At 60.1% G+C, this 15,258-nt stretch carries 13 protein-coding genes; 8 read left to right on the top strand and 5 right to left on the bottom strand.

What is annotated here, in order from left to right; all coding sequences use genetic code 11:
* The first annotated feature begins 151 nt into the window (after window positions 1-151).
* The 4 genes from efeU to efeO (MF6394_RS13870) are packed head-to-tail and all read left to right on the top strand — an operon-like array spanning window position 152 to window position 4,370.
* The gene (efeU, locus tag MF6394_RS13855; RefSeq protein WP_078466850.1) at window positions 152-997 is read left to right on the top strand and encodes an iron uptake transporter permease EfeU; all 846 of its coding nucleotides are present in this window, start codon (window positions 152-154) and stop codon (window positions 995-997) included.
* A 10-nt stretch (window positions 998-1,007) separates the two neighbouring features.
* The gene (gene efeO, locus MF6394_RS13860) at window positions 1,008-2,210 is read left to right on the top strand and encodes an iron uptake system protein EfeO (RefSeq protein WP_078466851.1); all 1,203 of its coding nucleotides are present in this window, start codon (window positions 1,008-1,010) and stop codon (window positions 2,208-2,210) included.
* Between the two features lie 14 nt (window positions 2,211-2,224).
* Complete coding sequence (gene efeB / locus MF6394_RS13865) at window positions 2,225-3,529, top strand: iron uptake transporter deferrochelatase/peroxidase subunit (protein ID WP_069558355.1); 1,305 nt, start codon at window positions 2,225-2,227, stop codon at window positions 3,527-3,529.
* Between the two features lie 25 nt (window positions 3,530-3,554).
* Entirely contained in the window at window positions 3,555-4,370 is an 816-nt protein-coding gene (gene efeO / locus MF6394_RS13870) for an iron uptake system protein EfeO (RefSeq protein WP_078466852.1), read from the top strand.
* 72 nt (window positions 4,371-4,442) lie between these two features.
* Here the strand turns inward: efeO (MF6394_RS13870) and pssA are convergent, their stop codons facing one another.
* A complete protein-coding gene (pssA, locus tag MF6394_RS13875; RefSeq protein WP_032891996.1) occupies window positions 4,443-5,786 on the bottom strand; it encodes a CDP-diacylglycerol--serine O-phosphatidyltransferase in 1,344 nt (447 codons plus the stop codon).
* A gap of 125 nt (window positions 5,787-5,911) precedes the next feature.
* On the opposite strand from pssA, the gene MF6394_RS13880 reads away from it, so the two are divergent.
* Window positions 5,912-6,475 carry a TetR/AcrR family transcriptional regulator gene (locus MF6394_RS13880; RefSeq protein ID WP_078466853.1) on the top strand — a complete coding sequence of 188 codons (564 nt, stop codon included), beginning with the start codon at window positions 5,912-5,914 and terminating at the stop codon, window positions 6,473-6,475.
* 54 nt (window positions 6,476-6,529) lie between these two features.
* The gene (locus tag MF6394_RS13885; RefSeq protein ID WP_047710787.1) at window positions 6,530-7,009 is read left to right on the top strand and encodes a nuclear transport factor 2 family protein; all 480 of its coding nucleotides are present in this window, start codon (window positions 6,530-6,532) and stop codon (window positions 7,007-7,009) included.
* Window positions 7,010-7,523: 514 nt separating this feature from the next.
* Here MF6394_RS13885 and MF6394_RS13895 read toward each other — a convergent pair.
* Window positions 7,524-8,681, bottom strand: coding sequence for a PQQ-dependent sugar dehydrogenase (locus MF6394_RS13895; RefSeq protein ID WP_078466855.1), 1,158 nt, complete (start codon window positions 8,679-8,681; stop codon window positions 7,524-7,526).
* Between the two features lie 12 nt (window positions 8,682-8,693).
* Complete coding sequence (locus MF6394_RS13900) at window positions 8,694-9,005, bottom strand: hypothetical protein (protein ID WP_078466856.1); 312 nt, start codon at window positions 9,003-9,005, stop codon at window positions 8,694-8,696.
* Window positions 9,006-9,190: 185 nt separating this feature from the next.
* On the opposite strand from MF6394_RS13900, the gene ku reads away from it, so the two are divergent.
* Window positions 9,191-10,030: a non-homologous end joining protein Ku gene (gene ku, locus MF6394_RS13905; RefSeq protein WP_047710785.1), complete on the top strand. Its 840-nt coding sequence runs from the start codon at window positions 9,191-9,193 to the stop codon at window positions 10,028-10,030.
* 24 nt (window positions 10,031-10,054) lie between these two features.
* Complete coding sequence (ligD, locus tag MF6394_RS13910; RefSeq protein WP_078466857.1) at window positions 10,055-12,571, top strand: DNA ligase D; 2,517 nt, start codon at window positions 10,055-10,057, stop codon at window positions 12,569-12,571.
* A gap of 18 nt (window positions 12,572-12,589) precedes the next feature.
* On the opposite strand, the gene lpxO is transcribed toward ligD, so the two are convergent.
* Together lpxO and MF6394_RS13920 are read right to left on the bottom strand one after the other, a co-directional pair.
* On the bottom strand, window positions 12,590-13,489 hold the full coding sequence (gene lpxO / locus MF6394_RS13915; protein WP_078466858.1) for a lipid A hydroxylase LpxO: 900 nt from the start codon (window positions 13,487-13,489) through the stop codon (window positions 12,590-12,592).
* A 264-nt stretch (window positions 13,490-13,753) separates the two neighbouring features.
* Entirely contained in the window at window positions 13,754-15,079 is a 1,326-nt protein-coding gene (locus MF6394_RS13920) for a Wzz/FepE/Etk N-terminal domain-containing protein (protein WP_044273649.1), read from the bottom strand.
* Between the last annotated feature and the right edge of the window lie 179 nt (window positions 15,080-15,258).

Below are 15,258 nucleotides of genomic sequence, written 5' to 3' on the forward strand. Positions count from 1 at the left end.
GGCTGCGGTCTGGTTGGCCTGCATCATAAGGGCGGTTGCGCTTCGCCACCACTGTTCAGCCCACGTTCAGCAAAGGTCAATATTTCTTGTTTAGCAATGAGTATCATTATGTTACAACTTAGCTCCCTAACTAGTTGCGCCCGGGTGCCCGATGCTCGTTCCTTTTTTAATCATGCTGCGCGAAGGCATTGAAGCGGCATTGATCGTTGGCATTATCGCCAGTTACCTGCAACAGACCGGGCGTGGCCAGTGGATGCCCGCGGTGTGGATCGGGGTGTTCCTTGCGGCGGCGCTGGCGCTGCTGGTGGGCGGCGGCCTGGAGTTGGTGAGTGCAGAATTCCCGCAAAAGCAGCAGGAATTGTTTGAAGGTGTCGTCGGGCTGGTCGCCGTGGGCATCCTCAGTTCCATGGTGTTCTGGATGCGCAAGGTGGCGCGCTCGATTAAGCACTCGCTGCATGAATCCCTCGACCATGCGCTGGCCGGCTCCAGGCATCAGGTGTTCGCGCTGATTGCCATGGTGTTTTTCGCCGTGGCCCGCGAAGGGCTGGAGACGGTGTTCTTCCTGTTGGCCGTGTTTCAGCAGAGTGAAGGCCCAGGCGCTCCGATAGGCGCCCTGCTCGGCCTGGTCCTGGCCATCATCGTGGGCTTGCTGATTTATTCCGGCAGCATGCGCCTGAACCTCGGTGCATTTTTCCGCTGGACCGGCCTGTTCATCCTGGTGGTCGCCGCCGGCATTCTCGCCAACTCGGTGCAAGCCCTGCATGAAGCCGGCGTGTGGAATCACTGGCAAACCGTGCTGTTCGATTTCAGCGCCGCATTGCCCATGGACAGCCCACTTGGCTCGGTACTGGCCGGCATGTTCGGTTACCAGGAAGCACCGACCGTCAGCACCCTGGGCGCCTATCTGATTTACCTGGTAGTGGCCCTGGTGATGTTCTTCCTGCCCTCGCCTCCTACCCAGCCCGTTGCCAACACTTCTTCCGTTTCCAGCCAGTAAGGACCGTCTCTTGTCCAACCCAACCCCTCAATCGGCCCCACCGTCCCGCGCCTTGCGCTGGGGCGTGGCCGGCTCGGTGGTGGTGATGATCGCCGCCGGTGGCCTGTTCTACTACGCCTCGCAATTGGCCGCCGGCAAGCGCCAGGCCAACCACAATGAAATCGCGGTGACCATCCACGGCCACGCCTGCGAACCCAACGCCCTGACGGTACCGGCCGGGCATGCCAGCTTTCGCATCATCAACCGTTCCGACCGCGCGGTGGAGTGGGAAATCCTCGACGGCGTGCTGGTGGTCGAAGAACGGGAAAACATTGCCCCGGGCCTGAGCCAGGTGATCAACGCCAACCTGCTGCCCGGCGACTACGCCATTACCTGTGGCCTGCTGAGCAACCCGCGCGGCACCTTGCATGTCACGCCCACCGCAGAGTCTGACGCCCAGGCCAAGGCCAAGCCGTCGATGGTGGCCTTTATCGGCCCGTTGTCGGAGTTTCGCGTGTACCTGAGCGGCCAAGGCGGTGCGCTGGTCAAGGCCGTGACGGCCCTGCAACAGGCCATCGCCGCCGGTGACCTGGCCCAGGCCCAGGCGCTGTATGTACCGGCTCGCGAGGCGTATCAGCGCTTGGCGCCGGCGTCCCAGCGTCTGGCCGAATTGGATAACGCGATCAACGCCCGCGCCGATTATTTTGAACAGCGCGAGCAAGACCCCGCCTTCAGCGGCTTCCACCGCCTCGAATACAGCCTGTTCCAACAACACAGCCTCGATGGCCTGGCGCCGGTCGCCCAACGCCTGGTTACCGACGTCACCACGCTCAAGCAACAGTTACTGGCCCAGTCCCTGCCACCGGAGCAACTGGTGAGCATTGTGGTACGCAACCTCAACAGCCTGGCGGACGTGCGTGCGGCGAGCGGTGAAGAAGAACGCTACAGCCACATCGACTTGAACGGCTTTGCCGCCAACCTGGAGGTCGCGCACAAAGTGATCGACCTGATGCGCCCGTTGCTGGGCAAGTCCGCCGCCGACCTGCTCCCCACTATCGACAGCGCGCTCAACGCCTTCGACACCGAACTCAACGGGCTCAAGGTGAATGACCGCTACCCAACCTACGACAAGGTTACAGCCGATCAGCGCAAGCAGATCGCCGACAAGGCCAAGGCACTGGCCGTTGCACTCGATGGAATCGACCCAGCCCTTGGCCTTTCCGGCCTGCAGTGAAGACGACCGCATACATGAGTGATACACAACAGTTTGACCTCCAACGTCGCCGCGTCCTGTTGGGCATGGCGGCCACCGGCGCTGCGATTGCCGGCAGCAGCCTGAGCTGCCCGGCCATGGCGGCAGCCGCCGAGCAAGTCACCACCGCACCACGCAGTGACAAAACCCAGGACCACCAAGCGTTTTTCGGCAAGCACCAAAGCGGCATCGTCACCCCGCGCCCGGCCTGCGGCATGGTCGTGGCGTTCGATGTGCTGGCCAGCGACCGCGAAGACCTGGAACGCCTGTTCCGCACCCTCAACGAGCGCATCGCGTTCCTGATGACCGGCGGCACCGTGCCCCAGGTCGACCCGAAATTACCGCCTACCGATTCCGGCATCCTTGGCCCGGTGGTCACACCCGATAACCTGACCATCACCGTGTCGGTCGGCGAGTCATTGTTCGACGAACGCTTCGGCCTCGCGGCGGCCAAACCCAAGCGCCTGAGTCGCATGGTCGGTTTCCCCAACGATGCGCTGGAACCGGCGCAGTGCCATGGCGACCTGAGCCTGCAGTTCAGCTCCAACACGCCGGACACCAATATCCACGCTCTGCGCGACATCGTCAAAAACCTGCCCGACCTGCTGCTGGTGCGCTGGAAGCAGGAAGGCAGCGTGCCGCCCCAGGCACCGACCAAACCCGGTGAGCCGGCGCAGAGTGCGCGCAACTTCCTGGGCTTTCGCGATGGCTCGGCCAACCCCAATTCCAACGATGACAAGGCCATGGACCAGATCGTCTGGGTACAGCCCACCAGCGACGAACCGGCCTGGGCCGCCCATGGCAGTTACCAGGCCGTGCGCATCATCCGTAACTTTGTCGAGCGCTGGGATCGCACCCCGCTGCAAGAACAGGAAAGCATCATCGGCCGTATCAAGCCCACGGGCGCGCCCATGGACGGCCAGCATGAAACCCAGGTCCCGGACTACAGCAAGGACCCGGAAGGCAAGTTGACCAAGCTCGATGCCCACATCCGCCTGGCCAACCCGCGCACCCCGCAGACCCAGGCCAACCTGATCCTGCGGCGGCCGTTCAACTACTCCAACGGCGTCAACAAAAACGGTCAACTGGACATGGGCTTGTTGTTCATCTGCTACCAGGCTGACCTGGAGAAAGGCTTTATCAGCGTGCAAACCCGGCTCAACGGCGAGCCGCTGGAGGAGTACCTCAAGCCCGTGGGTGGCGGGTATTTCTTCACGTTGCCCGGGGTCACCGGCCCTAAGGATTTCATCGGGCGCACGCTGCTCGCGGCAACGCACTCTCAAACGCCTGCCAAGACCTAAAACACACCAGAGCGGAATGTCTCCCATGAAGAAGTCGTCTATCGCGTTGTTGTTACTCAGCCTTTCGCCACTGGCAAGCTTCGCCGCTACTGCGCCGTTGGACCTGGTGGGCCCGGTGTCGGATTACAAGATCTACGTCACCGAAGAAATCGGCGAACTGGTCACCCAGACCCAGGCGTTCACCGACGCCATCAATAAGGGCGACCTGGCCACGGCCAAGAAGCTCTATGCGCCGACTCGCGTGCACTATGAATCCATCGAGCCGATCGCCGAGCTGTTCAGCGACCTCGACGCGTCCATCGACTCGCGTGTCGACGACCATGAAAAAGGCGTGACGGCCGAAGACTTCACCGGCTTTCACCGCATTGAATACACGCTGTTCTCGCAGAACTCGACCCAGGGCCTGCAAGCGCTGACCGCCAAGCTCAACGCCGATGTGAATGACCTCAAGACCCGCGTCGATGGCCTGACTTTCCCGCCGGAGAAAGTCGTTGGTGGTGCCGCTGCGTTGCTCGAAGAAGTCGCGGCCACCAAGATCTCCGGTGAAGAAGACCGCTACAGCCACACCGATCTGTACGACTTCCAGGGCAACATCGACGGCGCGAAAAAAATCGTCGACCTGTTCCGCGGCCAGATCGGGCAGCAAGACCAGGCCTTCCTGGCCAAGGTCGACAAAAACTTTGCCAGCGTCGACAAGATCCTGGCCAAGTACAAAACCAAGGATGGCGGCTTTGAGACCTATGACAAGGTCAAGGACAACGACCGCAAGGCGTTGGTCGGCCCGGTCAACACCCTGGCCGAAGACCTCTCAACCCTGCGCGGCAAGCTGGGTTTGAACTAACTGCCGCCCACAAAAAAAACACCCAGTCCCTGTCGAAGGGCCTGGGTGTTTTTTTGCCAGCACGTTGCTCAGTTAGAGAATGCGGTACAGCAAGCGCTCGATCCGCACCCGGCTGACACGCCGCAGGAATTTGCCGACGGCGGGCGGGTAATCCACCAGCGTCTGCAATTGCTGGTAACCCTGGATACGCGTGGTGTGCTGGAAAATATTCGCAAGCTCGGCGCTTCGCGGCTCCAGCCATTGGCCTTGAGGGTCGTCGATCAGCAAGCCGTTTTCCAGGTCGAGGCGAAATGCCCGAGGGTTGAGGTTGTTGCCGGTGAGCAAGGTGTAGCGCTCATCCACCCACATGCCCTTGAGGTGGTAGGTGTTATCGCCGTCGCGCCATAAGTGCAGGTTCAACTGGCCGCTGTTGATCATCGGCTGATGCCGCTTGGCAAAGCGCCGCAGGCTGATCTCGTACAAGTACGGCAACGCCGCAATCACCTTGAAAGGCTCGGTGGGCGGAATGTAGAAGTCGTTGGCGGTCTTGTCGCCCACCACGATGTCGATCTTCACGCCGCGTGCCAGGGCGCGGTTGATCTCACGGGTCACCGGCAATGGCAGGTTGAAATACGGCGTGCAAATAGTCAGTTGCTGCTGGGCGCTGGCGATCAGTTCGAGGATCACCCGGCTCAACGGGTTGTTCTTGCCAACGCCCAGCAAGGGGCTGACCGACAGATGGCCGTTGGGTAACTGCCCGGCCGTGGTGTCGTAGGTCGCATGCTTGAGACGGCTGCGCAGGTCGCCGATGTCGTTGCGCAGGCTGCGGGTGGTGGGCGGGTTCGGCAGGTCCAGGCGATGCACGGCCTTGGACGCTACCAGGCCGTGCTCCACCAGATGCTGCATCGAATCGGCCAAGGGTTGGCTATGGATCAGGTGGTAACGGTCGAAGCGGTATTTGTCGAACTTGTGCAGGTACACGTTGTTCAGGCTGGCGCCGCTGTACAGCACGCTGTCATCAATCACGAAACCCTTGAGGTGCAACACGCCGAACAGCTCGCGGGTTTGCACCGGCACGCCGTACACCGGCACTTCGGTGGCGTGGCGCTGGGTCATCGCCTGGTACCAGGCGCTGTTGCCCGGTTGCTTGCCCGCGCCGATCAACCCGCGCTGGGCGCGCAGCCAATCCACCATCACCACGATGTCCAGTTCAGGCCGTGCGGCCTTGGCGGCGTGTAGGGCGTCGTAGATCTCCTGCCCCGCCTCGTCCTGCTGCAAGTACAAAGCAACGATGTAGATACGCCGCGTGGCCTGGGCGATTTTCTCCAGCAGGCAGCGACGATAGGCGTCGGCGCTGGGCAGCACCTCAATGGCCTCGTTGGACAACGGAAAACCGCGCAGCTTGGGCAACAGGGAGCGTTTGAAGAACGACGGCATAGGGCTCGCAATGGGTCGAATCCGAAGAGGCCCAAAGCTTACACCATGAGGCTGCTCAGGTCTCGCGGTGGGTAATTTAAAAAACCCTGTTGACCATGAAGAACGATCGTTCTACTGTAATCGACATGAACGATATAACCCAGAATGAAACCCGCGATATTATCCTCGACGTCACCGAGAAGTTGATCTATCGCCACGGCATCGCTGCCACCGGCATGGACTTACTGGTGAAAACCGCCGGCGTGTCGAGAAAAAGTATCTATCGTTACTTCGCCAACAAGGATGAGTTGGTGGTGGCCGCCCTGCAACGCCGCGACGAACGCTGGATGCAGTGGCTGCGCAGCGAAGTGGAACGCAGCGACGACAGCGGCGAGCGCCTGCTGGGGCTTTTCAGCGCGCTCAAAGGCTGGTTCGGCTCGGCAGACTTTCGCGGCTGCGCCTTTATCAACACCAGTGGCGAAACTGGCGACGGCCAAGACCCGGTGCGCCTGTTGGCCAAGGCCCATAAACGCAAACTGTTCGAGTACGCACTTGAACTGTGCCAAGCACATGGCACCGCCGCCCCGGAGCAGCAGGCCGCGCAACTGCTGATCCTGATCGATGGCGCCATTACCGTTGCCCTGGTCATGGGTGATTCAACAGCTGCCGATAATGCGCAATGCATGGCGCGAACCTTACTGCAACTGTGAACCCACAGCCCAGGCAACTTTAGACCCAACCTTTATTGCTTCGAGGAGTCGCCCATGTCAGCCCAAGAAGAAGTCCGTCCGCCCCTGCCGCCGTTTACCCGCACGTCTGCCATCGAAAAAGTCCGCCTGGCCGAAGATGGCTGGAACTCCCGCGACCCGCAGCGTGTGTCCCTGGCCTACACCTTGGACACGAACTGGCGTAACCGCGCCGAATTTGCCCATAACCGCGAAGAAGCCAAGCAGTTCCTGACCCGTAAATGGGCCAAGGAGCTTGATTATCGACTGATCAAAGAACTGTGGGCCTTCACCGATAACCGCATCGCCGTGCGCTACGCCTATGAATGGCACGATGATTCGGGTAACTGGTACCGCTCGTACGGCAACGAAAACTGGGAATTCGACGAGAACGGCTTGATGGCCAACCGCTTTGCCTGCATCAACGATATGCCGATCAAGGAAAGCGAGCGCAAATTCCATTGGCCGCTGGGCCGGCGCCCGGATGAGCATCCGGGCCTGTCAGAACTCGGGCTATAACCCCGATTCTGTAGGCAGCGTGAGATCCAATGTGGGAGCTGGCTTGCCTGCGAAGACGGACTAACAGTCGACACCGTTATACCGAGTACATATCCATTGCTGCGGTAACGGCCACCTAGGGTTCCGCCCTGACGGCGGCTCACTTTTGAAAAGCGCAAAAGTAAGCAAAACGCTCTTGCCCCACCACTCGGCACCTCGCTTAGGCTCGGTGTGCCCGTAATTCGCCAGTGATTTGGGGGGCCGCCGCCACGCGCCTTCCATGGCGCGGGGCGGCTAAACCGGCATCCCTGCCGGTTTACCCCCCAAATCCCTGTCGAATTCCGGCCAGCGTGGTTTAACGGGGCGCCTGAGATCAAGAGCAGATCAAGAGCGGTTCGCTTCGCATCGTGGTTACCGTCTGCTGTTACAACCCACAAAGTTGTGTAGATACCTATGCCTTCGCAAGCCAGCTCACACATTTGGATCGCGGGGCATCAATTGGATCAACGTCTGCTAACAGCGCCCTCCCACACGTTTAGTCCTGATTCAGCCCCACCCGATACAACACACCATCATCCTCATCCGTCAGCACGTACAGAAAGCCATCCGGCCCCTGTCGCACATCGCGAATCCGCGCTTTCAATTCGCCCAGCAAGCGTTCCTCGTGAACCACCTTGTCACCCTCGAACTGCAAGCGAATCAGCTCCTGGCTGACCAGCGCACCGATAAACAGGTTGTGCTGCCAGGCCTTGAACCGGTCGCCGTCATAGAACGCCATGCCACTGATGCCCGGCGACTTCTCCCACACATGATGGGGTGCCACTGTGCCCTCGGCCGTTTTGCCCTTGGCTTCGGGAATCGGCAACAGGGAATAGTTGATGCCATGGGTCGCCAGCGGCCAACCGTAGTTCTTGCCGCGCTCGATGATATTGACTTCATCACCACCACGGGGCCCGTGTTCATTTTCCCAAATCGTGCCGCTCCACGGGTTCAAGGCCAGCCCTTGCGGGTTACGCTGCCCATAGGACCAGATCTCAGGACGCACGCCGGGCTGACCGACAAAGGGGTTGTCATCTGGCACGCGCCCATCCGGGTAGATGCGCACCACTTTACCTTGCAGCTTGTCCAAGTCCTGGGCCGTGGGGCGGTCGTTGTTCTCACCCAGGGTCACGAACAGGTAGCCGTCACGGTCAAAGGCCAGGCGCGAACCGAAGTGGTTGCCGGTAGACAGCTTGGGCTCCTGGCGCAGAATCACCTTGAAGTCCTCCAAGCCGCTCAAGTCGGCCGCCAGGCGCCCACGCCCTACGGCCGTGCCGGCCTTGCCGCCCTCGCCACCGCCTTCGGCGTACGACAGGTACACCAGGCGGTCCTGCTTGAAGTCTGGCGACAGCACCACATCCAGCAACCCGCCCTGCCCTTTGGCCCAAACCTGTGGCACGCCCTTCAAGGGTGCAGAGAGCTTGCCGTCGGGGCTGACAAAGCGCAGGTTTCCAGGCAGTTCAGTCACCAGGAAACCTTGCTGGTCGGGCAAAAACGCCAGCGCCCACGGATGGTCCAGGCCCTTGGCAACCGGCGTGGCCGTGATGCTGCCTTGCTCACTGGGGAACTGTTGGCTATCGGCGGCATACACCGCGCTCAACGGCAGCAACGCGGTGGCGCACAGGGCGGCTAGCAGGGTTTTACGTACAAACATAAGGCGAAATCCTTAGCGGCGATTGCCGTTGGCATCATAGGTGGGCGCTTTGGGTGCGGTGGCCGGACGGCTGGGTGCCGCCTCCTGCTTGGGGTAGCGGTTGCCGATGCCGCCGTTTTCCAGCGTCGGCCGCGGGTTGGCCGGGACAGGCTGGATACTGCGAACCGCCGGTGCATTGGGCTGGGTGCCCTGCATGCTATTGGGGTTGGCCCGATGAATAGGGCCGTGGTCGCTGCTGCGGCCCGGCAGGTTTTGCGCCTGGGCCCACGGCGCGAGGGCCAGGCCCAGCGCCAATGCTGCAAGATGACGTACACAACGGTTCATGGCCAAACCTCTCTCTGCCAAGTACTACGTGCTTTCGATAACACGCTACGCCGTGGGTTCGGGTTGTGACACTAAATAGTTTCTCATCAGGTGTAACACGATCTGTCCGAGCATCTATCCGCCGAAACTTTTGCCCTGCGCTGCGAGTCACCAGCACACAGGCTCTTCGTTGAGGAATCACACCTATGCCACGGGCAATCTGGAAAGGCGCCATCAGTTTTGGCTTGGTTCACATCCCGGTATCGCTGGTTTCGGCGACCTCTTCACAAGGCGTCGACTTTGACTGGCTGGACAAACGCAGCATGGACCCGGTGGGCTACAAGCGCATCAACAAAACCACCGGCAAGGAAGTCACCAAGGAAAACATCGTCAAGGGCGTGGCGTTTGAAAAAGGACGCTACGTGGTGCTCAGCGAAGACGAGATTCGCTCGGCCCATCCCAAGTCCACCCAGACCATCGAAATCATCGCCTTCGTCGCCAGCGACCAGATCCCCCTGCAAAACATCGACACGCCCTACTTCCTCGCCCCGGATAAACGCGGCGGCAAAGTCTATGCACTGCTGCGCGAAGCGCTGAAAAAAACCGGCAAGGTCGCGCTGGCCAACGTGGTGCTGCATACCAAGCAACACCTGGCTGCATTGATGCCGCTGGAGTCGGCCCTGGTGCTGGTCATGCTGCGCTGGCCGGCCGAAGTGCGCAGCCTGGATGAACTGGAACTGGGCAGCGATGTGACAAAGCCGACCTTGGCCAAAGGTGAATTGGACATGGCCAAGCGCCTGGTGGAAGACATGAGCGCCGATTGGCAGCCCGATGAATACCGTGACAGCTTCCAGGACAAGATCCGGGCGCTGGTGGCGAAGAAGGCCAAGGCCGGCAAGATCGAAGACGTGGAAACCGCCGAAGGCGGCGAAGAGCGCAAGTCCGCCGATGTCATCGACCTGACCGAACTGCTCAAACGCAGCCTGGCGGGTAAACCTGCGGCGAAAAAGAGCCCCGCGAAAAAGTCCAATAACAAGGCCTCTTGAGCCTGCCATTGACGGGAGAACAACATGGCAAAGCCCCTGAGCGAGTACAACAGCAAGCGTGATTTCAAGATCACCGCCGAACCCGCCGGCAGCTCACCCAGCAAACGTAAAGCCTCGGCCCTAAGCTTTGTGATTCAAAAGCACGATGCGCGCAACCTGCATTACGACTTTCGCCTGGAACTGGATGGCGTGCTGTTGAGCTGGGCGGTGCCCAAGGGCCCAAGCCTGGACCCGAGCCAGAAACGCCTGGCGGTGCATGTTGAAGACCACCCACTGAGCTATGGCAGTTTCGAGGGCAGTATCCCCACCGGCCAATACGGTGCGGGGGATGTAATCGTGTGGGACCGAGGCATCTGGCAACCCCACGATGACCCGCGCAAAGCCTACGCGGCGGGTAAACTCAAATTCACCTTGGTGGGTGAAAAACTCTCCGGTGACTGGGCGCTGGTGCGTACCCGCCTCAAGGGCAGCGGTGACAAGGAGCAGTGGCTGTTGATCAAGGAAAACGATCAGCAGGCGCGCCCGGCCTCTGAGTTCGATATTGTCGAGGCCGAGCCCGCCAGCGTGCTCAGCGATGCGGTGGTGGGTAAGCCAAAAGCCAAGGCCAAGGCCAAACCCAAGGCCGCGCCAAAAGCCAAAGCGCCCAAGCGTACCGCTGCCCTGCCGGATGAGTTCGCCCCTCAATTGGCAACCCTGGTGGACCGGGCGCCCGAAGGTGATTGGCGCTACGAAATCAAGTTCGACGGCTACCGCATCATGGCGCGCATTCGCGACGGTGAAGTGCGCCTGTTCACCCGCAACGGCCACGACTGGACCGAGCGCCTGCCGCGTCAGTGCAAAGCCTTGCAAGCGCTCAAGCTCAAAGACAGTTGGCTGGATGGCGAAGTGGTCAGCCTCAATGGCGACGGGCTGCCGGATTTCCAGGCGCTGCAAAATGCGTTCGATATCGGCCGCAGCCTGGACATCGTCTATTACCTGTTCGATGCCCCGTTCTTGAACGGTCGCGACCAACGCGAAGACCCGGTCGAAGAGCGTCGCGCTGCGCTTAAATCCGCACTGTCTGGCAGCCGAAGCAAACTGCTGCGCTTCTCCGAAGCCTTTGCCGCCAGCCAGCGCGATATTTTCGAAAGCGCCTGTGACCTGGCCCTGGAGGGGGTGATCGGCAAGCGTGCTGGCAGCCCTTACGTGTCGCGGCGCAGTGACAACTGGATCAAGCTCAAATGCCGCCTGCGCCAGGAATTCGTGATCGTTGGCTACACCCGCCCCCAAGGTTCGCGCAGCGGCTTTGGTGCGCTGCTGCTGGCGGTCAACGATGAGGCAGGCCTGGTATATGCCGGGCGCGTAGGCACGGGATTTGATCAGGCGGCGCTGAAAAGTATCTATGCCCAGCTCACACCGCTTGAGCGCAAGGACTCGCCACTGCAAAAGCCGCTGACCAGTGCCCAGGCCCGTGGCGTGCACTGGGTTGAGCCGAGCCTGGTCGGTGAGGTGCAATTTGCCGAATGGACCCGTGAAGGCGTGGTGCGCCAGGCCGCGTTTGTGGGCCTGCGTACCGACAAGCCAGCCTCGCAGATCATTCACGAACAGCCGCGTGCGGCCAAGTCGGTCAAGGCATCCGGGGCATCGAAAGCCGGTAAAGCCCAGGCAACGGTGAAGAACGTGAAAATCACTCACCCCGATCGCATTATCGACAAGCACAGCGGCACGCAAAAACAGCAACTGGCGCAGTTCTACACCGATATCAGTGAATGGATACTGCCCTTCCTGCGTGGACGTGCCGTGTCATTGTTGCGGGCGCCGGAAGGTATTGAAGGTGAGCAGTTCTTCCAGAAGCACTCAGAGCGCATGGCAATCCCGCACATCAAGCAATTGGACCCGGCGCTGGATCCAGGTCATGCGCGCCTGATGGAAATAGACAGCGTGGATGCCCTGGTCGGCGCCGTGCAAATGGGCACGGTCGAGTTTCACACCTGGGGCGCCACCGCAGACAAGATCGAAACGCCTGACCTGTTTGTTCTCGATCTCGACCCGGACCCGGCCCTGCCCTGGAAAGCCATGCTGGAAGCCGCCCAACTGACCCTGTCGGTACTCGATGAACTGGGCTTGCAAGCCTTCGTTAAAACCAGCGGCGGCAAGGGCCTGCATTTGATCGTGCCGTTGGCCCGGCGCAATGGCTGGGACACCGTGAAGGCGTTCGCCAAAGCCATTGCCCAATTCATGACCCGGCAACTGCCCGAACGCTTTACCGCCACCAGCGGCCCCAAGAACCGCGTGAGCAAGATCTTTATCGATTACCTGCGCAACGCCCGTGGCGCCAGTACCGTGGCGGCGTATTCAGTGCGGGCACGCCCAGGCTTGCCAGTGTCGGTGCCAGTGAGTCGAGAGGAGTTGAAAGGATTGCGCGGCGCCCAACAGTGGACAGTGGCGAACCTGCATCAGCGGCTACAAACGTTGAAGGACGACCCGTGGGCGGGGTATGCCAATCGGCAGAAGATCAGCAAAAAGATGTGGGACAAACTGGGCGCGGAGCCACCCGGGTGATCCGCGCCCTGAGCCAGGTCAGATAAGAATGAAGATCAGCGCCAGACCGGCAAAGATCGCCCACTTTTCCAGGTAGTAGCGCGTGCGATTGCGCTTTTTAAGCTCTTTGCCACGCAGGCGAATCTTGTACAGGAGAGTGAAGGCACGGTTGAGGCCGCCGGTCTTGTCGCCCTCGTCATTGGGCGAACCCGCGGCGGCCATCACATTACGGCTGAACCAACGGTTGAACGCTGCCGCCCAGCGGTACTTCATCGGCCGTTCGATGTCGCAGAACAGAATGATGCGGTTCTGTTGCGTGGTGTTTTCCGCGTAGTGAATGTAAGTCTCGTCAAACATTACCGGCTCACCGTCGCGCCAGTAATAGTTTTCACCATCCACGTTGATATAGCAGCCTGGATCATTAGGCGTATCCAGCCCCAGGTGATAGCGGTAGGAGCCTGCATACGGGTCACGGTGACGCACCAGCTTGGAGCCCGGAGGCAGCTCGGCGAACATCGCCGCCTTGATCGAGCCGATGCTCTGCACCAGCTCGGTGGTGCGTGGGCACAGCTTCATCGCCGAGGGGTGACTGTCGCCGTACCACTTGAGGTAGAAACGCTTCCAGCCGGTCTTGAAAAACGAGTTGAAGCCTACGTCGTTGTATTGCTCCGAGCGCTTGATCTCCCCCGCCCGCATCAGGTTCTGGCCTTCTTCGCGGATCTCTTCCCAGTGCTCCTGCAATGGGCTCAGGTCTGGGAAGTCGCTGGGCGAGAGAAAGGGACGGCTGGGCTGCTTGGAGAACAGGTACAGGAAACAGTTGATCGGCGCCAGGAACGTCGAGTGATCGCTAAGCTGGCGACCCAGCTTGTGTCGCACCCGACCGCGCAGGTGTACATACGCAATGGAAGCAACGTAGAGAGCAACAATGATGAGTTTCAAGGGATTCGTCACACGTCAGGGAGAGAACAGGCTGCTCCTGCGGGCCCACAACGGCCGAGGATGGATAAGCAGCACCTGAAATCACAATTCACATACAGGCGACACGGCCGGCGGGATAACCGCCTGCGTGCAACCATTGGCAGTTATTTAGCCACACTTTGTAACCAAAGGTTAACTAAGAATTGTGAAAAGCTGTCTACTGAGTGTGCTGGGGGTAGGAGCAGGCAGGCCCTTGAGCCTGCCTGTTTGAGGGCGTTTGCAGGGTTACAGCGGCGAATCTTTACCCTCGCGGCGATCGCCTAATGCCGTATAGGGTACGGCTTGAGCGCGGCTGCGAACGAAGTAGCGGATCAGCGCAATCATCAGGCCCAGCAACAGGCCGCCGACGAGGCTCAACGCGATGACCAGCGGCTTCTTCGGCTTGATCGGCGACAGAGGCTCCTGGGCTCGACGGTCAATCGTCACCAGCTTGAGGTTGCTCATGTCGATGTTCAAACCACGCAACCTGGCGACTTCAGCGCGAAGCGGCTCGACGTCCTGCAAGAAGATGTCTTCATTGCCACGCTTGCGCAGTACCTCAACCTCGCGGTTGCTTTCCAGCAGTTGCAGCTCTTTGCCGATCTCGGCAATGCGCGGGTTGGTAAAGTCATCGCTGGTACGCTGCTGCAATGCAGCGCGCTCGGCTTCCAACGCCTCGGTCCCCATGAAATACAGCGGGATCTTCTGGTTGTTCACCTCGGTACGCATGACCTGGCTCGAACCCGTGCGGGTGGAGTCGGCCATAGAGGACGGCGTTGTCGGTGTACGGATGCCCATGGACTTGGCAATGCTGATGGCTTCGGCCAACTCGGCCAGGCGGTTGGTGCGTTCCATCTTCATCTGCAAGCGCAAAGCGCTGAGCTCATCCTGCAATTGGGCACGCTTGAGCCGGTCGGCTTCCAGCAGCTTGGCGATTTTCGATTCTTTATCGGTATCGTAGTTGGCGCGGGCGGCGTCGATCTTGCCCTTGAGCTCGCTCAAGCGGTTATTGACGATCACCTTCAGGTCAGCACCCACCTGCTGACGCTCGGCGGCAATGGCGTAGTCCACAAAACCGTTGAGAATCGCAACACCGTCGACGTCGGTCGGGTATTGCAGCTCCAGACGGATGTAGCTGCTGAGCGAATCGGACTTCTTGGGGTCGGGCAAAATCAGATTGACGGAATTGCGGTTGAACGCCTCAAAGCTCTGCTCAAGGGTTTGCCCCGGTTTCTTGAACGCCTTGAACAACTCCTCATGGTCCTTGAAGAACCCCAGGCGCGCATCATAAGAGTCCAGCTGTGCGCCCACTTTGAGCAACGCATCGGCAGGCGGCAACTTATACACTTCCGAACGGTTCAAGGCGTCTAGCTCGTTGATTGCAGCAGGCCGCAACACACTGCTGACTTCATAGGTCTTGGGTGCCAGGAAGGCATAACCTGCGCCTAATACCCCGGCCAGAAGCGTACACCCGACCACCAGCTTTTTTTGTCGCCAGATGGCGTGAAACAATTCAAACAAATCAATTTCATCAGACGCTGCGGAAGGTGGAAGCGGGGAAGTACGATTCAAAATAAGAACACCTTAAAATAATACTAAAAGGCCATCATTCTCAGAAGTCTAAAAGACTTCAAAAATCAGGGACAACGCCCTGGATACGGCAGACCAATGGCGATGTGACCACTCAGTCCCCTGAAATATCCCACAAACTTAGGGATTATTTCGGTTTCATTTCGGTGAGTAAGCCAAAT

This window comes from Pseudomonas sp. MF6394 (genome assembly GCF_002018845.1).
Taxonomy (GTDB): domain Bacteria; phylum Pseudomonadota; class Gammaproteobacteria; order Pseudomonadales; family Pseudomonadaceae; genus Aquipseudomonas; species Aquipseudomonas lactis.

Excerpts from the sequence above, each read along its gene's own strand:
- efeU (WP_078466850.1), top strand. The coding sequence starts at position 152 with ATGCTCGTTCCTTTTTTAATCATGCTGCGCGAAGGCATTGAAGCGGCA.
- efeB (WP_069558355.1), top strand. The coding sequence starts at position 2,225 with ATGAGTGATACACAACAGTTTGACCTCCAACGTCGCCGCGTCCTGTTG.
- efeO (WP_078466852.1), top strand. The coding sequence starts at position 3,555 with ATGAAGAAGTCGTCTATCGCGTTGTTGTTACTCAGCCTTTCGCCACTG.
- pssA (WP_032891996.1), bottom strand. The coding sequence starts at position 5,786 with ATGCCGTCGTTCTTCAAACGCTCCCTGTTGCCCAAGCTGCGCGGTTTT.
- MF6394_RS13880 (WP_078466853.1), top strand. The coding sequence starts at position 5,912 with ATGAACGATATAACCCAGAATGAAACCCGCGATATTATCCTCGACGTC.
- MF6394_RS13885 (WP_047710787.1), top strand. The coding sequence starts at position 6,530 with ATGTCAGCCCAAGAAGAAGTCCGTCCGCCCCTGCCGCCGTTTACCCGC.
- MF6394_RS13895 (WP_078466855.1), bottom strand. The coding sequence starts at position 8,681 with ATGTTTGTACGTAAAACCCTGCTAGCCGCCCTGTGCGCCACCGCGTTG.
- MF6394_RS13900 (WP_078466856.1), bottom strand. The coding sequence starts at position 9,005 with ATGAACCGTTGTGTACGTCATCTTGCAGCATTGGCGCTGGGCCTGGCC.
- ku (WP_047710785.1), top strand. The coding sequence starts at position 9,191 with ATGCCACGGGCAATCTGGAAAGGCGCCATCAGTTTTGGCTTGGTTCAC.
- ligD (WP_078466857.1), top strand. The coding sequence starts at position 10,055 with ATGGCAAAGCCCCTGAGCGAGTACAACAGCAAGCGTGATTTCAAGATC.